The sequence below is a fragment of the Aquimarina sediminis genome (assembly GCF_002895435.1).
Classification (GTDB): domain Bacteria; phylum Bacteroidota; class Bacteroidia; order Flavobacteriales; family Flavobacteriaceae; genus Aquimarina; species Aquimarina sediminis.
Window position 1 is genome coordinate 78,486 of the sequence record NZ_POYJ01000013.1, and the last position, 16,875, is coordinate 95,360.

Annotated in this window: 18 protein-coding genes and 2 pseudogenes; 10 read left to right on the forward strand and 10 right to left on the reverse strand. The window is 31.9% G+C overall.

What is annotated here, in order from left to right:
- Window positions 1-16: 16 nt before the first annotated feature.
- The 3 genes and pseudogenes from C1X07_RS21300 to C1X07_RS25110 all read right to left on the reverse strand — a co-directional run bounded on the left by C1X07_RS21300 (window position 17) and on the right by C1X07_RS25110 (window position 3,070).
- Entirely contained in the window at window positions 17-1,468 is a 1,452-nt protein-coding gene (locus C1X07_RS21300) for an arginine decarboxylase (RefSeq protein WP_103072067.1), read from the reverse strand.
- A gap of 1,233 nt (window positions 1,469-2,701) precedes the next feature.
- Window positions 2,702-2,851: pseudogene (locus C1X07_RS21305) on the reverse strand (transposase); the annotation flags it as partial.
- 54 nt (window positions 2,852-2,905) lie between these two features.
- Window positions 2,906-3,070 carry a hypothetical protein gene (locus C1X07_RS25110; protein WP_164914220.1) on the reverse strand — a complete coding sequence of 55 codons (165 nt, stop codon included), beginning with the start codon at window positions 3,068-3,070 and terminating at the stop codon, window positions 2,906-2,908.
- A 507-nt stretch (window positions 3,071-3,577) separates the two neighbouring features.
- On the opposite strand from C1X07_RS25110, the gene C1X07_RS21315 reads away from it, so the two are divergent.
- From C1X07_RS21315 to C1X07_RS21325, 3 genes are all read left to right on the forward strand, one after another.
- Window positions 3,578-3,772, forward strand: a complete 195-nt coding sequence (locus tag C1X07_RS21315) for a cold-shock protein (RefSeq protein ID WP_103072069.1) — start codon at window positions 3,578-3,580, stop codon at window positions 3,770-3,772.
- A 201-nt stretch (window positions 3,773-3,973) separates the two neighbouring features.
- Window positions 3,974-4,318: a hypothetical protein gene (locus tag C1X07_RS21320; RefSeq protein WP_103072070.1), complete on the forward strand. Its 345-nt coding sequence runs from the start codon at window positions 3,974-3,976 to the stop codon at window positions 4,316-4,318.
- 73 nt (window positions 4,319-4,391) lie between these two features.
- A complete protein-coding gene (locus tag C1X07_RS21325; RefSeq protein WP_103072071.1) occupies window positions 4,392-4,931 on the forward strand; it encodes a helix-turn-helix domain-containing protein in 540 nt (179 codons plus the stop codon).
- Here the strand turns inward: C1X07_RS21325 and C1X07_RS21330 are convergent.
- Window positions 4,926-5,132 (reverse strand): hypothetical protein, encoded by a 207-nt coding sequence (locus C1X07_RS21330; protein WP_128755351.1) that lies wholly within the window; start codon window positions 5,130-5,132, stop codon window positions 4,926-4,928. The genes C1X07_RS21325 and C1X07_RS21330 overlap by 6 nt on opposite strands.
- Before the next feature lie 202 nt (window positions 5,133-5,334).
- On the opposite strand from C1X07_RS21330, the gene C1X07_RS21335 reads away from it, so the two are divergent.
- From C1X07_RS21335 to C1X07_RS21360, 7 genes and pseudogenes are all read left to right on the forward strand, one after another.
- A complete protein-coding gene (locus C1X07_RS21335; RefSeq protein WP_103072073.1) occupies window positions 5,335-6,189 on the forward strand; it encodes a prohibitin family protein in 855 nt (284 codons plus the stop codon).
- A 166-nt stretch (window positions 6,190-6,355) separates the two neighbouring features.
- The gene (locus C1X07_RS21340) at window positions 6,356-7,246 is read left to right on the forward strand and encodes a mechanosensitive ion channel family protein (RefSeq protein ID WP_103072074.1); all 891 of its coding nucleotides are present in this window, start codon (window positions 6,356-6,358) and stop codon (window positions 7,244-7,246) included.
- Between the two features lie 419 nt (window positions 7,247-7,665).
- Entirely contained in the window at window positions 7,666-8,016 is a 351-nt protein-coding gene (locus C1X07_RS21345; protein ID WP_103072075.1) for a cupin domain-containing protein, read from the forward strand.
- An 18-nt stretch (window positions 8,017-8,034) separates the two neighbouring features.
- Window positions 8,035-8,202, forward strand: coding sequence for a hypothetical protein (locus C1X07_RS25115; RefSeq protein WP_164914221.1), 168 nt, complete (start codon window positions 8,035-8,037; stop codon window positions 8,200-8,202).
- A 49-nt stretch (window positions 8,203-8,251) separates the two neighbouring features.
- On the forward strand, window positions 8,252-9,298 hold the full coding sequence (locus C1X07_RS21350) for a beta-1,6-N-acetylglucosaminyltransferase (protein ID WP_103072076.1): 1,047 nt from the start codon (window positions 8,252-8,254) through the stop codon (window positions 9,296-9,298).
- Window positions 9,299-9,306: 8 nt separating this feature from the next.
- Window positions 9,307-9,501, forward strand: coding sequence for a general stress protein CsbD (locus tag C1X07_RS21355; RefSeq protein WP_103072077.1), 195 nt, complete (start codon window positions 9,307-9,309; stop codon window positions 9,499-9,501).
- Window positions 9,502-9,544: 43 nt separating this feature from the next.
- A pseudogene (locus C1X07_RS21360) lies at window positions 9,545-9,826 on the forward strand (co-chaperone GroES); the annotation flags it as partial.
- A 148-nt stretch (window positions 9,827-9,974) separates the two neighbouring features.
- On the opposite strand, the gene C1X07_RS21365 reads toward C1X07_RS21360, so the two are convergent.
- The 6 genes from C1X07_RS21365 to C1X07_RS21390 all read right to left on the reverse strand — a co-directional run bounded on the left by C1X07_RS21365 (window position 9,975) and on the right by C1X07_RS21390 (window position 16,798).
- Window positions 9,975-11,096 (reverse strand): sensor histidine kinase, encoded by a 1,122-nt coding sequence (locus C1X07_RS21365; protein ID WP_103072078.1) that lies wholly within the window; start codon window positions 11,094-11,096, stop codon window positions 9,975-9,977.
- A 41-nt stretch (window positions 11,097-11,137) separates the two neighbouring features.
- Complete coding sequence (locus C1X07_RS21370) at window positions 11,138-12,931, reverse strand: alanine racemase (protein ID WP_103072079.1); 1,794 nt, start codon at window positions 12,929-12,931, stop codon at window positions 11,138-11,140.
- Window positions 12,913-14,004 (reverse strand): DUF1611 domain-containing protein, encoded by a 1,092-nt coding sequence (locus C1X07_RS21375; protein ID WP_103072080.1) that lies wholly within the window; start codon window positions 14,002-14,004, stop codon window positions 12,913-12,915. Before C1X07_RS21375 ends, C1X07_RS21370 begins: the two co-directional genes overlap by 19 nt.
- Before the next feature lie 45 nt (window positions 14,005-14,049).
- Window positions 14,050-14,232, reverse strand: a complete 183-nt coding sequence (locus C1X07_RS21380; protein ID WP_103072081.1) for a hypothetical protein — start codon at window positions 14,230-14,232, stop codon at window positions 14,050-14,052.
- 1,028 nt (window positions 14,233-15,260) lie between these two features.
- Entirely contained in the window at window positions 15,261-16,493 is a 1,233-nt protein-coding gene (locus C1X07_RS21385; protein ID WP_103072082.1) for a type II toxin-antitoxin system HipA family toxin, read from the reverse strand.
- Complete coding sequence (locus tag C1X07_RS21390) at window positions 16,490-16,798, reverse strand: helix-turn-helix domain-containing protein (protein ID WP_103072083.1); 309 nt, start codon at window positions 16,796-16,798, stop codon at window positions 16,490-16,492. The genes C1X07_RS21385 and C1X07_RS21390 overlap by 4 nt, the downstream gene beginning before the upstream one ends.
- Window positions 16,799-16,875 lie beyond the last annotated feature (77 nt).

A 16,875-nucleotide genomic window follows, 5' to 3' on the forward strand; every position in this document is an offset into this window, starting at 1 on the left:
AAAAGATATTAATGGTTTAAATTGTGTTTTCTAAAGTTTGAGTTTCAAAGGGTTCAGATGCTCTTTCAGACTTTTTTTGATATCCTAGAATTGATAATAACTGTTCTGAAGTTTGCTGTTCTGCAAAAACAGAAGTGATTAGATTACTTTCTTCATCCTGGTCAATTATTATATGTTTGGGCTGTGGAATCAGGCAATGCTGTAACCCTCCAAAACCACCAATAGTTTCTTGGTACGCACCAGTATTGAAAAAACCAATATATAATGGTTTGTCTTTTTTGTATTTTGGTAGATATATGGCATTCATATGTTGTTCGGAGTTGTAATAATCATCACTATCACAGGTTAATCCACCAAGTAGTACGCGCTCATACTCATCATCCCATCTGTTTACGGGCAACATCACAAAACGTTTGTTTATTGCCCATGTATCTGGCATTGTTGTAATGAAAGATGAATTGATCATATTCCATTTTTCACGATCGTTTTGTTGTTTTTGATATAGTACTTCGTAAATAGCACCGCCACTTTCACCAACTGTAAAACTGCCAAATTCTGTAAAGATATTAGGTGCGTCAACTCTTGCTTCTTCGCAAGCAATTTGGATTTGATTAATAATTTCATTGATTATATACTGATAGTCATAATCAAAGGCCAGAGAGTTTTTTATCGGGAAACCTCCACCTATATTTAAGCTATCTAATGATGGGCATATTTTCTTAAGATTTATGTATACTTTTAGACATTTTTGTAATTCATTCCAATAGTAAGCAGTATCACGAATGCCCGTGTTGATAAAGAAGTGAAGCATTTTTAGTTTCACTTTTGGGTTATTCTTGATCTGATTATTATAAAAAGGTACAATATTACGATACCCGATTCCTAATCGAGAAGTATAAAACTCAAACTTTGGTTCTTCTTCAGAAGCAATGCGGATACCCACCTGAAAATCTTTATCAATTACATCACTTAATAGATTCAGTTCTTCGTAATTATCAATGATAGGAATACAATTATGATGTCCATTATTGATTAATCGGGCAATATTTTGTATGTATTGATCACGTTTAAAGCCATTACTAATCACATAGGTGTCGTTAGTGATTTTACCCTGCATCTTTAGATTTTCAACAATATCAATATCAAAAGCTGATGAAGTCTCAATATGGATATGATTCTTTAGAGCTTCATTTAATACGTGTTTAAAGTGTGAGCTTTTAGTACAATAACAATAGTTGTAGTTACCTGCATAGTTATTTTCTTTTATAGCATTGTCAAACCACCCTTTAGCTCTATTGATGTTTTCAGATATTTTGGGTAGGTACGTGAATTTTAAAGGTGCGCCATATTGAGCAATCAATTTCATAAGGTCAATGCCGTGAAACTGTAATTGGCTATTCTGGAGCGAAAACTCTTCCTGTGGAAAATGGAAGGTTTGCTCGATCAAATCGATATATTTTGTTTTCATTATAATATGCTTGAAAAATTAGAAATTGATACATAAGAAATTGCGAAAGCAATTAGTTTCAATCTAATCTCATACACGAAAAATAAAAACAGTGTAGGGCGCGAACTGTATTCGTTCCAATAATCTAAGTGTTGTATATACTTTAGAAGTCAGCCTGAGAATTCGGTTCCCCATCCCTGAGGCAGCTTTTGGAGTAGACTTCTTTATGCTCCTAAGCCCGAATCTGAAAAACGTTTTCATTTATATAGGCAATACGTTCTTTATATAAAACGCATTATTATTTAATCAAATGTAATAAAAAAATGATATTAAATGTTTTTTTTAATTTTTTCCATGGTTTTATTATTAAGAATAACTTAATTTAATTATAGAAAACAAAAAAATATGATACTATTCTTCTAAGGATATTATTACAAATTACAAGAAGATATTATCTAGTGCAGGAACCAGTTATAAAGATCTGCAAAATTACTTTTTAGCTATTGTCTTTAATTACTGGTGAGAGTTGGTAACCAGCACACACACAAGCCCTTTTAAAACTTTTATAGTTTTTTGAAGATAGAGGAGGAGTCTCTGTCTTTCTTTTTTTATTATAAATTGGATTATTCTTTTTCATGAAAATTTATAAATCAGTACTCCACCGCAGAGTACTGATTTTAAGTACTGAAATGCACGAAATGCACGTATTTATGTACTCCGTAAATTAATAAATCCCTTATAAACAAAGGGTTATGTTGTTGCTCATTTAGCCTCATAACCCGAAGGTCACAGGTTCGAGTCCTGTTCCCGCTACTAATAAAGGCTAAAACATTGAATTTTAATGTTTTAGCTTTTTTTTGTTTTATAAGAATTTCTATGCTTTTCTACCCTAGGGTTCCCTACAATCATTCTTGCAATTTATTTTTAATGATTTGATTTTTAGGTGTTTATGAATATTGAAATTCCCTATTTTAATCTGAAGTATCTTTTGGAGTATCTTTTTGAACTTGATAGCTATGCTCTCAGATTATTTTTTTGAGAAGGAATTGTTCAATAAACTACAGAAAGTATACCTTGTCAATGCAAGAAAGCGAAAAAAACTTCTAGGGAGATCAAAAGATCCTAAAAAAAGAAACCATAGAAAAATACCAATACACCAAACATCTCTATGATAATATGAATATTCCTATAGATCAAGCCTGTAAAAGGACAGGGGTGATCAAGGCTACTTTGGATCAAGATCAATTGTTGTGTTTATGCAAATATTCTAGTTAATCTAAACAAGAAGAATTCTACATTTTTGACTCCTCTGAATTGTGCTCTAAAGGCTTTTATTTTTGCATTAAATGATTCTGCTGAAGCGTTTGTGCTTCTATTGATAAAGTAGTTTAAGATAGATCTGTAGGGTTCTGTCGCATTAATCCCTTCACCAATCAAATCATTATCAGTTTAGAAATTCTAAGCAGCCAGAGAGCAGAAGGTTTTAAATGCAGAATTCTTAGAATTCAATATTTGCCCTTTTCTAATAATATTTATGATTTCTATTCCTGCTAGTGTTCTTTGTGCTGATTCAAATTCTTTAAAATCTGCTGTAATTGTAATTTTTTGAATTGCAAACTTCAAAATATTTAAAAGAAAAGAATTAATGCGATAGAGCCATTTTAAGTTGATATATGGGTTTGTTTTAAATTACGAAATACTGTATCTCGGTATTTAACATATGATTTGGGAATAGCAATCAAATTAAAGGTATCTTTATCATGTTAAAATTCTGAAAGCTCCAATTTAATCTTGTTTTCTCGGATTCAATTTTCTTTTTCTGCTCTCTTTTTTTCTCGGCAATAGTGCAAAAAACATTTTTAAGCTAAATGTAAGGATAGCAACATCAGTTTGGACGCTGTTTTCAATGTAGAACAAGTCCTCGCAATTGAATATTTCTGTTTGTTTCTCAATCTTTTTATGCTTATACATCGTCCTCAAATTATACCTGGACAGGCTTAAAACAAAAAGCTGGTAGTATCAAAAATCTATTTTTTTTCGAAAGAACAAATTCTAACTTCTCAAAAAAAACGCTAAGAAGCGGAGTGAATAATTATAACAAACATTAAATAGAATAATAAATACAAAGTAATGAAAGAAGGAACAGTAAAATTTTTCAATAGTGCCAAAGGATTTGGCTTTATTAAACTCAAGGATTCCGATGAGGATGTCTTTGTACATCAAAGCGGTATTATAGATGAAATTCGTGAGAACGACAACGTAAAGTTTACGATGGAAATAGGTCAGAAGGGAATGAACGCGGTCAATGTTGAATTGGTCAAATAATGAGTCACGTATTTTTAAAACTGTTGAAAAGCCATCTATTGAAGATGGCTTTTTATGTCTTATTTCCTATACTGATGATATACTTAAACTTTAATTAGCTAAAATCCAAGTTCAAGGATAATTGAAATATTTAGATTGTCTGAGGATACTTAAATATAAATTCTTAAAGTAAAACTCCTTACAAAGGACAAAAAAAGAACAATGAGAATAAAATTATTCCTAATGATGCTAATTTCATATGTTATTTCCCCTTCCCAAGAAATAAATCAGATAAGACAATTAGATGGGGTTTATCAAGGACAGGTTGAGGGCGGTTATTCGTTTTGTTATAAAACTGCACCTGGATTTGAAAGAATATTGGTTTTTAACGAAATTTTTTCCGTTATACTTGAAAAATATCCATTACATATTGATAAACATGTCGGAGAAAATTTTATCATATCGTTTATTAAGAATATAATTATTGAGGGAAGAAGAATAGAGAAGTGTCAACCGTACTACGCTTACAGAAGCTTGTGCCTGGACAGTATCTTCGGAATGATATAAAATTCTAATTCTTAACAAAAAACAAATACTTCGTCAAAATATAGACATGAGTACAAAATTATTCATTAAATACATGGTCAGTTTACGATGCAAACTCATGGTGAAAGAAGAGTTAAAAAAACTTGGATTGCATTATGTCGTTTTGGAGTTAGGTGTTATAGAACTCTTGGAAGATATAACTAAAGAGCAACATATTCAACTGAAGAAAAATCTAAGTAAATCTGGCTTAGAATTATTAGATGATAAGAAGAGCATTCTAATTGAAAAAATCAAAAATATCATTATAGAAATGATCCATTACACAGATGAATTGCCTTTAGTGAATTACTCAGATTATATCAGTAAAAAGGCAGATTATAACTATACATATCTGGCTAATATATTTTCAGAAGTGAAGGGGATTACTATTCAGCAATTTATTATTATTCATAAAATTGAAAGAGTCAAAGAATTGCTTATTTATGACGAATTAAACCTTACAGAGATTGCTTATAGACTGCACTACAGCAGTGTTGCTCATTTATCTAATCAATTCAAAAAAGTTACAGGTTTGACACCTACATTTTATAAAAAATTGAAAGAAAAGCGCAAAAAGAACCTGGAAGATTTATAACCAATTATATCCTGTTAGCCTGATCTTAAACATATAAACCAATCTTTTATACCAATTTACAGGATACCACTTTTTCAATTTTGCATCATTTAGATAAACAGATATATTGTTTTGATACTTACATACCACAAAATGCCCTGCATTAAGCTCAATGATAGCTGTTTTACTAGTCACATTTCTTATCCTAATAGGTAAACCCATTGATAAAATTATTTTTTTATTCATAACCATAAAGGTGACCTGTTTTTTGCCAGAAACCATGCTTATTGAAGGTTATTTTTATACTAAATAATCTTTTGCTGTATTGATATTTGAGAATGTGTGATATATGTAATATGGATTTAATGTAGTATAACACAATGTATATTTAATTATCCCATTTTTGTAGTAAAATAAAAGTAAAATGGATGATCAAGATATAAATCAAATAAAGAATGCATTGAAAAATGGCAAATGGAAGAAATTATTCATTTTGGCATTTGTATTTATACTACTAATAGCATTTAAGCCATGGGCTCAAGTAGGAGCAGGTGAAAGAGGAATTGTTCAAAATTTTGGGGCAGTTCAAGATGTTGTACTAGGGGAAGGGATTCACTTTAAAGTACCAATAATGCAAACAGTGATTCTAATGGATGTAAAAATCCAAAAAACAATGACTGATGCTGCATCCTCTTCCTCAGACCTTCAGGATGTAGATTTATCAGTAGCCTTGAATTATCATATTATACCGGATAAAGCAAATTTAGTGTACCAAACCATTGGAGTAGAATTTAAAGAGCGTATTATTGATCCAGCCATTCAAGAGGTAATGAAAGCTGTTTCAGCCAGATATACTGCAGAAGAATTAATTACCAAAAGACCAGCCGTTAGCACCGAAATGCAACAAGCACTTACCTCAAGATTACTTGCATCAAATATATCAGTTGATGCATTCTCTATTATCTCTTTCAGCTTTTCCCAAACTTTTACTGATGCTATTGAGGCAAAACAAACTGCAGAACAAAATGCATTAAAGGCAAAACGAGATTTGGACCGTATAAAAGTAGAAGCAGAACAAACAATCACCGCTGCGAAAGCTGAAGCTGAGGCATTGCGTTTACAAAAAATGAATATTTCACCCGATCTAATCGAACTCAGAAAGATAGAAGCAAACCTTAAAGCTATAGAAAAATGGAATGGAGTTTTACCACAAGTAACAGGCGCAGGTGCTATACCCTTTATCGGAGTAAGTGATGTTGCTAAAAAGCTAAAACAATGATAGGGTAATCTTATGGGATCAATCTTTAGCTTATGATAATTTTATTTGTAATGATTCATTTGATTTCTTTTAAAACAAAAAAAAAAGTTAACATATAACTGTTTTTAATATAATCAAAATTAGTATTTAGCTTCATATTGGGTTTGATAAAAACAGGTCATTGCCTATGAAAATAATAGATTTCATAACTAAATGGAGCAACAATTACATCATAATTGTTGTTTTAGTCATTTTGGTGACAATGGCACTTATCAAAGTATCAATATGGGTACTCAATAAGTACATTCTGCATACTTCAAAAAAATCTCAAATAGCTCCTACGCATTATCATTTTTTAAAAAACGCTGTTGCTTTTCTATTTTGGCTAATTGCCTTGGTTACTATTACTTTTCTAATTCCTCCCCTTAAAGCCTATGCTCTTACGGTTTTTGCAAGCGCGGGTATTTTTCTAGCTATTCTTGGATTAGCTGCACAACAAGCCTTATCTAATATTGTTAGTGGAACTTTTATTGTTATTTTCAAGCCATTTAGAGTTGGTGATTTTATCACAATTGCTAATCAATATACAGGGACAGTAGAAGATATTACTTTAAGACACACAGTAATTGTCAATTTTGAAAATAGAAGGATCATTATCCCAAACTCAATAATAAGTGGTGAAACAGTTATCAATAGTAGTATTGCAAATGAAAAAATATGTCAATCAATTGAGATTGGAATAAGTTATGAAAGCAATATTGATACCGCCAAAACCATTATGAGAGAGGAGGCAGAAAAACACCCTTTTTGTATTGACAACCGATCTAAGAAGGAAAAAAATAAAGACCTAGAAATTGTTCGGGTTTTTCTTATTGGTTTTGGTGAGAGTAGTGTAAACCTGAAAGCTAGAGTATGGTGTGATAATCCATACAAAGCTTTTGATATGCACTATGATATTAATCAATCTATTAAAAAAAGGTTTGATAAAGAAAGTATTGAAATCCCATATCCACACCGTACAATTGTTTATAAGGAGCCTTTTAAAAAGGGGAGTGATATAATGCCTTCTTCTTTATAATTAGACTCTTTTGTTTATGATTAATAAGAAAAACCTCAAAAGGAGAATTACTATCTAATCATATCCTAATAAATTATTAATCTGACAAATAGGCTGTTTAATATTCAAAAGTGTGATATATGTAATGTAGACCTAAACTAGTGTAACGCATTAAAGTATTAATTAACTGATTTTTGTATACGTATCAAACTCTTTTTTATACTTGAAAGGGTGTTAATAATCTAAAAATAGAAAATCATGTCAAAAGAAAAAGAAGGTAAATCCAAGTCAGGTAAAAAAGCACCTGCAAAAAATTTGAAAGAAAAAAGGGCCGCAAAAGCTGCAAAAAGAAAGGAGAAAAGGAGTGGTGAATGAACGTTATGTAAAAAATCGTGATCATCTTATTCTAGTTTAGCATTAATCTTCTATCCTATTTATCCATGAAAAACCAAGAATTAGAAAAATCCTTTAAACTTAAGTTGGTTGATACTATTGATTATGAACCTAGATCTGTGATTATGAAAGCTATCCTGAAGAAAAAAACAGGAACTGTAACTATATTATCATTTGATAGTGGAGAAGCGTTGCCCTCTAAAATATCTCCTTTTGACAATCTTATTCAGATTATAGACGGAGAAGCTGAAATTATTATTAATGAAGAATCAAATACGATTGAAACTGGTCACGTAATCATTATCCCAGCTCATACAAGAAATGTAGTAAAGGCTAATAAACGGTTTAAAATGATGTCGATCATCATTAAAAGCGGTTATGAAGATGTGAGCATTTAGAATTTAAATATAAAGGATATGGAAGGACAAGAAAATAAATTCAAACTAGGTGATACTGTTTACGCCAAAGCAAATCCTGAAGTTAAATTGATTGTACGATTATACTACCGCCGAATCTATTACTGTACGTTTGCAGAAGATCCTAAGAAAAAGGAAGTAGTGTTTTTTGAAAGAGAGCTTTTATAATGATTACTTAAAATGACTAAAGTTAAGAACAAGATAACACATCCATAAAATGACACAAGAATTAGGCATAACAAAAAAGCAAAGTTTTCATTTTAACATTCCAAAAAAGAAGCCGAAGATTGCCTACTTCATATTGGTTCACCGTTTTCCTGAACAGTTCAAACGATTGTTTAAAGCTATTTACCATCCAGAAAACCACTACTTAATACAGATCGATCAAGAGATTGATATAAACACTGAAAAGAGCGTTAAAACATTTTTGGCAGATTACTCCAGCGTTTATCTTTTAAAAAGTAAAAATGTAGAGAGGAGAGGATATAGTATGGTACAGTCTCAAATTAATGGGATGAAATACCTTCTAAATCGTTGTCTTAAATGGGATTTTTTTATTAATCTAAGCGATCAGGATTTTCCTTTGAAATCTCAAGATTTTATTTTTGATTTTTTGAGCAGGAATAAAGAAAAAAACTTCATAAAAATAGTCAATCAAATTGAGAAGAAACCTGATACGCTAAACCGCTTTGAAAACCATTTTCAGGAGATAGATATTGGCTTTTCGGGCATACCCTATAAAAGATCTTTCATGAAAAATATGACTTGGTATGTCGGCGGGCAATGGATGATCTTGACCAGAGCATGCTGTGAATTTATTTGTTACAGTCCCGAAATGAAAAAGTTTGAAGATTTCTATCGTAAGATCCTATTTGCTGATAAATCATTTTTTCAAACTGCATTAATGAATACTTCATTCAAAGAAACGATTATAAACGATGATAAGAGAGTTGTTGTAAGGGTAGTTGATGGTGATATAACATTGAAACCAGAAACTTTGACAAGAGCGGATATCGATTTCTTAACACTAGGAGACAACTTATTCGCCAGAAAATTCGACGAAAGGGTTGATGAATCTATATTGGGTATTTTGGAGGAAGCTTTAAGAAGACCATATCAAATAACAAATAATGCTAATAATATTGATTTTAACCTTCTTCCAACGCTTAGTATTAATGCGAAAAAAAGTCTCCTATTAGATCCAGAAACAATCATAAATCCTCCAACTCAATTAACTAAACAAATGCTTAATGGAAACAAATAAATAGTAAAATGGCTAAAACAAATATTACAAGAAGTTGGAGAGAGCAAAAGGTAATGCTCAAACGGAGATTCACTTTTTTATCTGATAAAGATTTTGAATTTGAAAATGATCAAAAAGAAATGATGCTTGATAATCTTGCTATTAAACTTAAGAAAACCAGAGCAGAGTTAGAGTTGCTTTTCATTGAGCTACAAACCTATTGAACTACACTTAACAAAAATAATCATGCATAAATCTAAAATATAACCACTTGCTGATAGAGTACTGGTAAAAGTTGACATTGAAGAAGAAAAATCAAAAGGAGGTATTATTATACCAGATACAGCTAAGGAGAAACCTCAAAAAGGTGTCGTATTGGCTGTAGGAAAGGGTAAGAAAAATGAACCCATGACTGTAAAGGTTGGTGATGCCGTATTATATGAAAAATATTCTGGAACAGAAATTACTATTGAGGGTATTGATGCACTTATTATGAAAGAGTCGGATATCTTTGGCATTATTCGAGCAGTCAGCTTAGAACGTATATAAAAATGTAAAAACAAGAGGGATTAAATGGCTGTAGCGATTACTTCTAAGATTGCTAACCTTTTTTTTGGGAGGGTAACAGAATTATTATTGTTATGAGTGCTAGCATAGGCAAACTACAAAGTGTGACAGCAAATATAAAATCTATGAATTACAGTTTAATTCTTTTTTTTCCCGGTTTATTGATTGACTTCTTCATCAAAATAGTGAATCGGGTACCATTTATTGTATCACTTTCTAAGTTAACATAACCTCCATGGGCTTCTGCCACAATCTTAACTAATGTAAGTCCCATTCCCCAACTATTTAATTGAATAGAATCATTATCTTTCTTTAGGAATTGAAAAATTTGACCTTGTCGTTCCTTGGGAATTGGCTTTCCATAGTTATGGATGGATAACTCCACAGCTTCACCTAGATCTTTAATATTAATAGTGATGGGTGATTTGTATAATCCATATTTAACTGCATTGGATATAAGGTTTTCTATTAATCTTCGAATAGCAGTTCCATCAAATATTCCCACTATATTATCTGAAGTGTATTTAAATTCAAATTCATTAAAATAAATTGTTTCAGAATCTTTGTATATCTCATTAATAATTTTAAAGATATTGATTTCAGCAAACTCCAACATTATACCTTGACCTGCCTTTACTGTAATTGCATCCATCAAACTTTCTATAAGTCCAAGTGATTTGGTGACACTTTTTATTGCAATGTATTTCATTGTACTTACTAAATCTTCCCCTTCTTGACAATCTAATAATTCTAAGGAGGTTTTAGCAGTAGAAAGGGGGTTACGGATATCATGTGCTAATGTGCCCACAAGTTTTTCTTGCATATCCTGAATAGATTTCGAAAATGCTTCCACAGATTTAAGTGTAGCCATTTCCATAAAGTATTTTAATAATTCACCTACATCCAATGTATATACATTGTTTAAGATTAAAACCTCTGTTAAGACTCTATTAAAAATAATATACTCCAGAATGATCTGGTCTACAGTATAATTGGAAGATAAAGCTCTGTGTTTTCCATGTTGTGAACAGTTTTCAAAAATTTCGATGTATTTTTCATCAGGACAAGCATATATAGGATTACTATATCTTGTCATCACATCCGAAATATCTTTTGTAAAATAGCGTAAATGATCCTGTAAGATAACAACATCCATGTTTTTTGAAGAGAGAATTTCTTTTTTAACTTGTTCCTCCCAGGTTTTGATTATTAAACTAATATTCTGAGCTATAATTTGACCTGTCTTCTTCATCGTAGTTATTCTAATCCGATAGCTAAAATTTATTAATTCATTTACAGATAAAAGAACACTTTATTCGGATAATTAAGAGCTGCTGACTGTACAAACGATTCCTTTAAAACACCATAGTTAGCATATTCCTTATTCTTTTCTACTGCCCAACCAATATTGCCATAGTCAAAATGCCAATACTCTTTATGATCACACACAAAATCTTCATCCTCGAAAAGTTTTATCAGAAGTTTGCGATTTTTCTTTGCTTCTTCACTAATGTCAGGATGTTTAGGGTAGCATTTTTCATTTAGATCAATATGTAGCCCATCATTGGTTCCAAAATCAAGTACACATTTCTTTCGCAAATCATAAATCAGGGCATCAACAGCACCTCCTGTCGAATGGGTAGATTTTCTTTTGGGAGCAACAAAATTTGATAAAATTTTATTTATTTCTTCTATTGATTTTTTCGGATATTTATTTTTCAAAAAACTGGCCTTTTGTTCTAATAGTTTTTGCTGATGCTTAAATGACCTCCAGGCTGATCTAATAATTAGTTTTTTGCCCTGATTATTCAGAAGTTCACTAATTCGCCCTATTTTTTTATACACTTCTTCTCTAACCAAATAACGATAGTTTTTTTGAATGGACTTTTCAAATATTAGATTAAAATCCGAATCCTGAAGACTTATCAATGGAGAGTGATCTTCCTTGACAGTCATAACTGCTGTTTTCTTTTTGTGCAAGCTGTCTTTTTCTTCTACAATAGCACAATACTCTTCCCCATTGATAGGAGTAATGATATTTTTAAAAATGTAGGATGAGTTCATGGCTGTAACCAACGCCCCATATTTTAATGTAAATGATACATCACTACCAACTTTTAAGTTCTCTTTTTTGGCGTTTATAATAATGTGATCGCCACCTGCTCCCAAAATTTCAATATCCAATTTAGGAGTTAATCCAGCCACCATTACATCCTGAACACCCATAGCTAGGATAGCTCGCCGTATTATGCCTTGGTCTTTGAATTTTGGTTTGTTACCAAAGGCGTTTAGACCAATCTCGCCATCTGGCATCGATGATTTGTTTTTCAATTCTATAACTTCAGCTACGAGCATAAAAGCGTCTTGATAAAGTTTTGGAATCGGTTTTCCTGTTAAGGGTTCATAACCCAAAAATATAGATTCTCCTAATCTCAAATTATTTATCCTGCCAACATCTTTTGTAGTGCTGAACCAATTATAATTAGCCGAATTTCCTCCTGAAATTACAGATAGTTTGATATGAAATTTTTTTTCAATACTAACAGCAATAGTAGAGAGCATGTTCATCTTTTCTGTTGTGGGTTTAACTCCGGAAAAACAAGCAAGATTTGTGCCTATCCCTTTAAGCTCAATGCCTTTAAGTATTAGCACCTTTTTGATAGTGTTTTCTAATTGTGATGGGAGAATACCTTCGCGCAAATCTCCTAATTCTACCATAATTATGATTTTATGGATCTTACCATGTAAGACAGCAAATTCTGAAAGTTTTTTTATGACAGATAACTCCGAATTTAGACTCATATCGGTATCTAACACTACTGATTCTGCCTGACTTATCATAGGTGTCCTAATCAATAAAAAAGTAGCTTTCACCCCAGCGTTACGCATTTTTTTGATATTTGCTATTCTTGAGTCAGCAAGAATTTTTACTCCGCTCTTTACCAAAATATTAGCAATATGCGGATGCGCACAAACTCCTTTCGTAACAACGATTATATTGATGCCTTTTGACTTAAAAAGGGAGCTTAAAACCTTAACGTTATGAGCAATTTTTTTAAGATTAATATCTATTCTTGGGGTTGGCATAGTAATGGATTGACACGAATTAAATCGGGGAATATTTTATAAAGTTTTTCTATCAGCTTGCTGCAATCATTTTTTAAGACATCAGTGACAGGTAATTGGTACTTTTCTTCATAAATCTTTGTTATACTTTCAACTTCTTGGTCATTCATCTCTTCATGATTGATTGTAATTGCAATTACTTTGGATCCAGAGAAGGCTTCTAACATTTTTATTTCACTCTCAAGTGTTGGCATGGGGATTTTGGGAAAATCACATCTGTTACGCCTTTTTGGCGGATGCTGAAGAATAATTGCCTTAGGCATTGCACCTCTAATGATTGCACTCGATGAGGTAAATGCCGGATGACTAAGTGCGCCCTGTCCCTCTACTACAATAATATCGGGTTTTTCTTTGAGTGCTTCCATAATAGCATTTTCAACTTCTCCAGTCGCAAAGCCAGAACTGAGAACATCTATCGCAATACCATATTTAGAACCCTGAAGTATCCCTGTCTGACCTGTAGTTATAAAGATAGCTTTCAAACCTTCTTTTTGCAGAGCTTCTACCAATTTAAGTGCTGTAGTTCGTTTACCAACAGCACAATCTGTACCTGATACTGTTATGATAGGAGTTTGAACATCTCTTATCTTGCCGGTGTAGTGGTGAAGATTTTCTTTTAGAGGTGGTTTTCTTACATCAAATATGGATACATTGTATTTTTTTGCGAGGTTCATACAAACTTCATCATCAGAAAGAAACTCCGGAAGCCCATTTACAATATGAATTCCGGCTTTAATGGCAGTGTAAATGATTTTTTTCTCCTCATCGCTAAGTAACGGCTCGAGAGGAGCAATGCCGTAGATAAAATATTCTGGAATACTATCCAACATTTCGATAGCTTGATTAAAATTTCGGAATATGGGTATCCCATTTTTGATTCCATCTAAATATTCTCCTGCATCAAGACCTGATTTTGTACTATCAATAATACCAACAATTTTATACTTGTCAGAATGCCTTACAAGACCGTTTGCTGTTTTACCATCCAGTTTGCCATATTCATTTTCGCAGTAGACAATTGCTGATGTTTTCATATTTTTAGTGATTTTAGATAAAAAGAAATTGATTTTAGAAAGGGTTTAACTTCCTACCAATGCTCTTGCAGACAAACCCAATTCCCATCTGTCTGGATCATTTTGAAATCCACAGTAGTAGATTCCATCAATATATCGCTTTACTATCAGCGAAATGCTGGGGTTTATTTTAGTAAATACCGTATCCCCTACTTCATATTTTAGAATTACATTTTTATTTAGTTTCATAATTAATATTAGAAGAGGTTTGTTTTTTTTATTTTTTTTTGACCCCAGAGAATTAGTTAATAAGTAAATAACCTCTGAGGATAAAAAGAATCAGCAAGAAAAATGACGATTTTAAAAAATCTATTCGAATGGCTTTAAGAGTTAGACTAATTATGTGTCGTCATTTTATATTAAAATTGATCTATTAATATTGATTTGTGTATTGTTTTAATACTTGCTTACTAAAGAATATTTGTTTTGTAAGGTTTTATTCAACTTTATTAAAAAAGGCAGAGTTTTGAATTTCTGCCTTTTTTTTACCTGAAAATGTTTTGTAGTATATATCAAATACTCCGCATGCATTATCATTTTGGTAATTCTAGGTCGTTCAAGATTCATTTTTTGAAAACGATTATATTCTCATTTTATAATATTTATTACAAAGATCTTTATAATTAATCGATGCAAGGTTATACAATAGGAATTCAATGTTACATAAATCATAGGTTTTAGGTTTTTACGGAAAATCTATTCTAAACATTTGGTTATCTACAAGTAATTTTTTGAATATGATAATAATTTAATGAATCATTAAAAGGAAAAAGCTAAAAACTGTATGCAGCAATTGTGTACAGTTTTTACGTATTTGTTTGTTTCTATATGTTGGTGTTTGCATACGTTAAATAGGTACTTCATAAAAAAGTACCTGTTTTAAGTACCCATTTGTAGGTATTTGCAAGTTTATAGGTACTTCAAAAAAAATAAAGTACTGACATTCAGTATGGTTATAGTGCGACCGAAATGGCTCATAACCCGAAGGTCACAGGTTCGAGTCCAGTTCCCGCTACTACGATAACCACTTCATTTTGAAGTGGTTATTTTTGTTTATAAACGTTTTTTCTTCTTTAAAATTATCAATTTGTCCACTTAGAGTACTGATTTTTTTTCAAGTAAAATCTTCTGATCTATAGCTATTTATAATCTATGAACTGATAATGATTTGGTTGTTGTAGGGTGATGAGACAGAACCAAATAAATATATTAAGGAGCTAAAGCATTCTAGATTTTATGAGTTTAATATTTGCTTTTGTTACCCCATAATTTATTGCTAAGTTTTCCCATTGGGCAAGAGCATGACTAGTTTGTTCAATGATTTCATTAATTTGAGGGCGTTTTAAATTGGCTTCCTTACCAAGTTTGATAAGATGTTCTATAGAAGGAGATTGCCCTTCTCCCATCACCATCATACTTTGATGCCCTCTAGGGCCAGAAGAAAATGTTAAATCATACGCAGGAGAAAGTGCCCATTCGCCAGTCTCGTTCATAAGAAATGAAAAGTTCTTAGCATGATCATCACGATTATGAGACAATATATTAAAGACGGCAAGACGATACATTTTCTCCACTTCTCGAATATCTTGTGTTAAAGCTCCTGTAAGTGTAATTAAATCTTCATAGTCTAATGAAGGCATTCTAAAATCGGAATGTAATAATCCGCTTGCTGTATGCATGTGTAATCTTTGATTTTTGTTTCTATCAAAACGCTTTGTAGCAAAATATCCAGCACCTTTTGAAGCTTCAAATAGATGTACAGGCATCATTTCAAGATTTGCCTCTTTTGCCATAAGTGCGTATACATATTCAATAGCTCCTGCATCCATACCATCTGAGCCGTTGGCAAATTTCACTAGCCAATGTTCATAACCTTCAGCAAGTGTATCAGTTCCTGAAATAATATGATTTTTACTCTCATTGATACCAATTAGTGCTTTTGGGCGTGCACCAGCAGAAGAACCGTTTAGGTCAATAAGTTCTTGTAAAACCTCATTCGCCTCTCCATCCAATACGTCTTGTGTCTGCTGCGAAAGTATATCGAGATTGATATCTTCTTGTTGTGTTCCCACATCGCTATAATCAGGTTCATAAACCAGAGCGCCAAGTCCTGTCATACCAATATGAGCTAAACGGTCTAAAGGAGAAAAATCTTCTGGCAATAAATTCTGACTTCTTACATATCGATCAAAGAGTAGTCTTCCCCAACCATCAGGGAGACTGTCATTAAAAACACCAGGCAATCCTTCAAACGGTCGGTAGTCAAACACCTGTAGTCCTGTAGTTAAAGGAAGCTTTATAGGAGATATTTCTAATCCTCTGCTGATAAAATTTTGTTCATATTCAAAATAGATGCGATTATCTCGGGTTGCTAAACGCCCAACAGGGATAATTTCTTCATTAAAACTTATCCCAACTTTTAATTCGTTTATAGAAATGTAATTACTCATTTACGCCAACCTCTTTTCCGTTTTTTATCTTCTTTACTTTTTAATACATCATCTATGGATGAAAAATTATTTTCCAAAGGCTTTGTTGCTTCAATGAGTTTTTCGAGACACCCCAATGCCATTGCTAACTTGAAAAAAGATTCAAGTGAAAGCACTCCTTTTTGTTCAAATTTTCGCAAAGAAGATAAGCTTACGCCTGAACGTTCAGACAATCCTGTTTGAGTAAGCCCTTTCTCAAGACGCAATGCTCTCATATTTTGCGCTACTATCTTTTGAGCTTTTATCGATGTAATAAGTGATACCATAATGATAATTAAATACAAATATAATAAATAATTACTACTATAGTGGTACTTAAATTGATATGTCTGATTAATTCTTT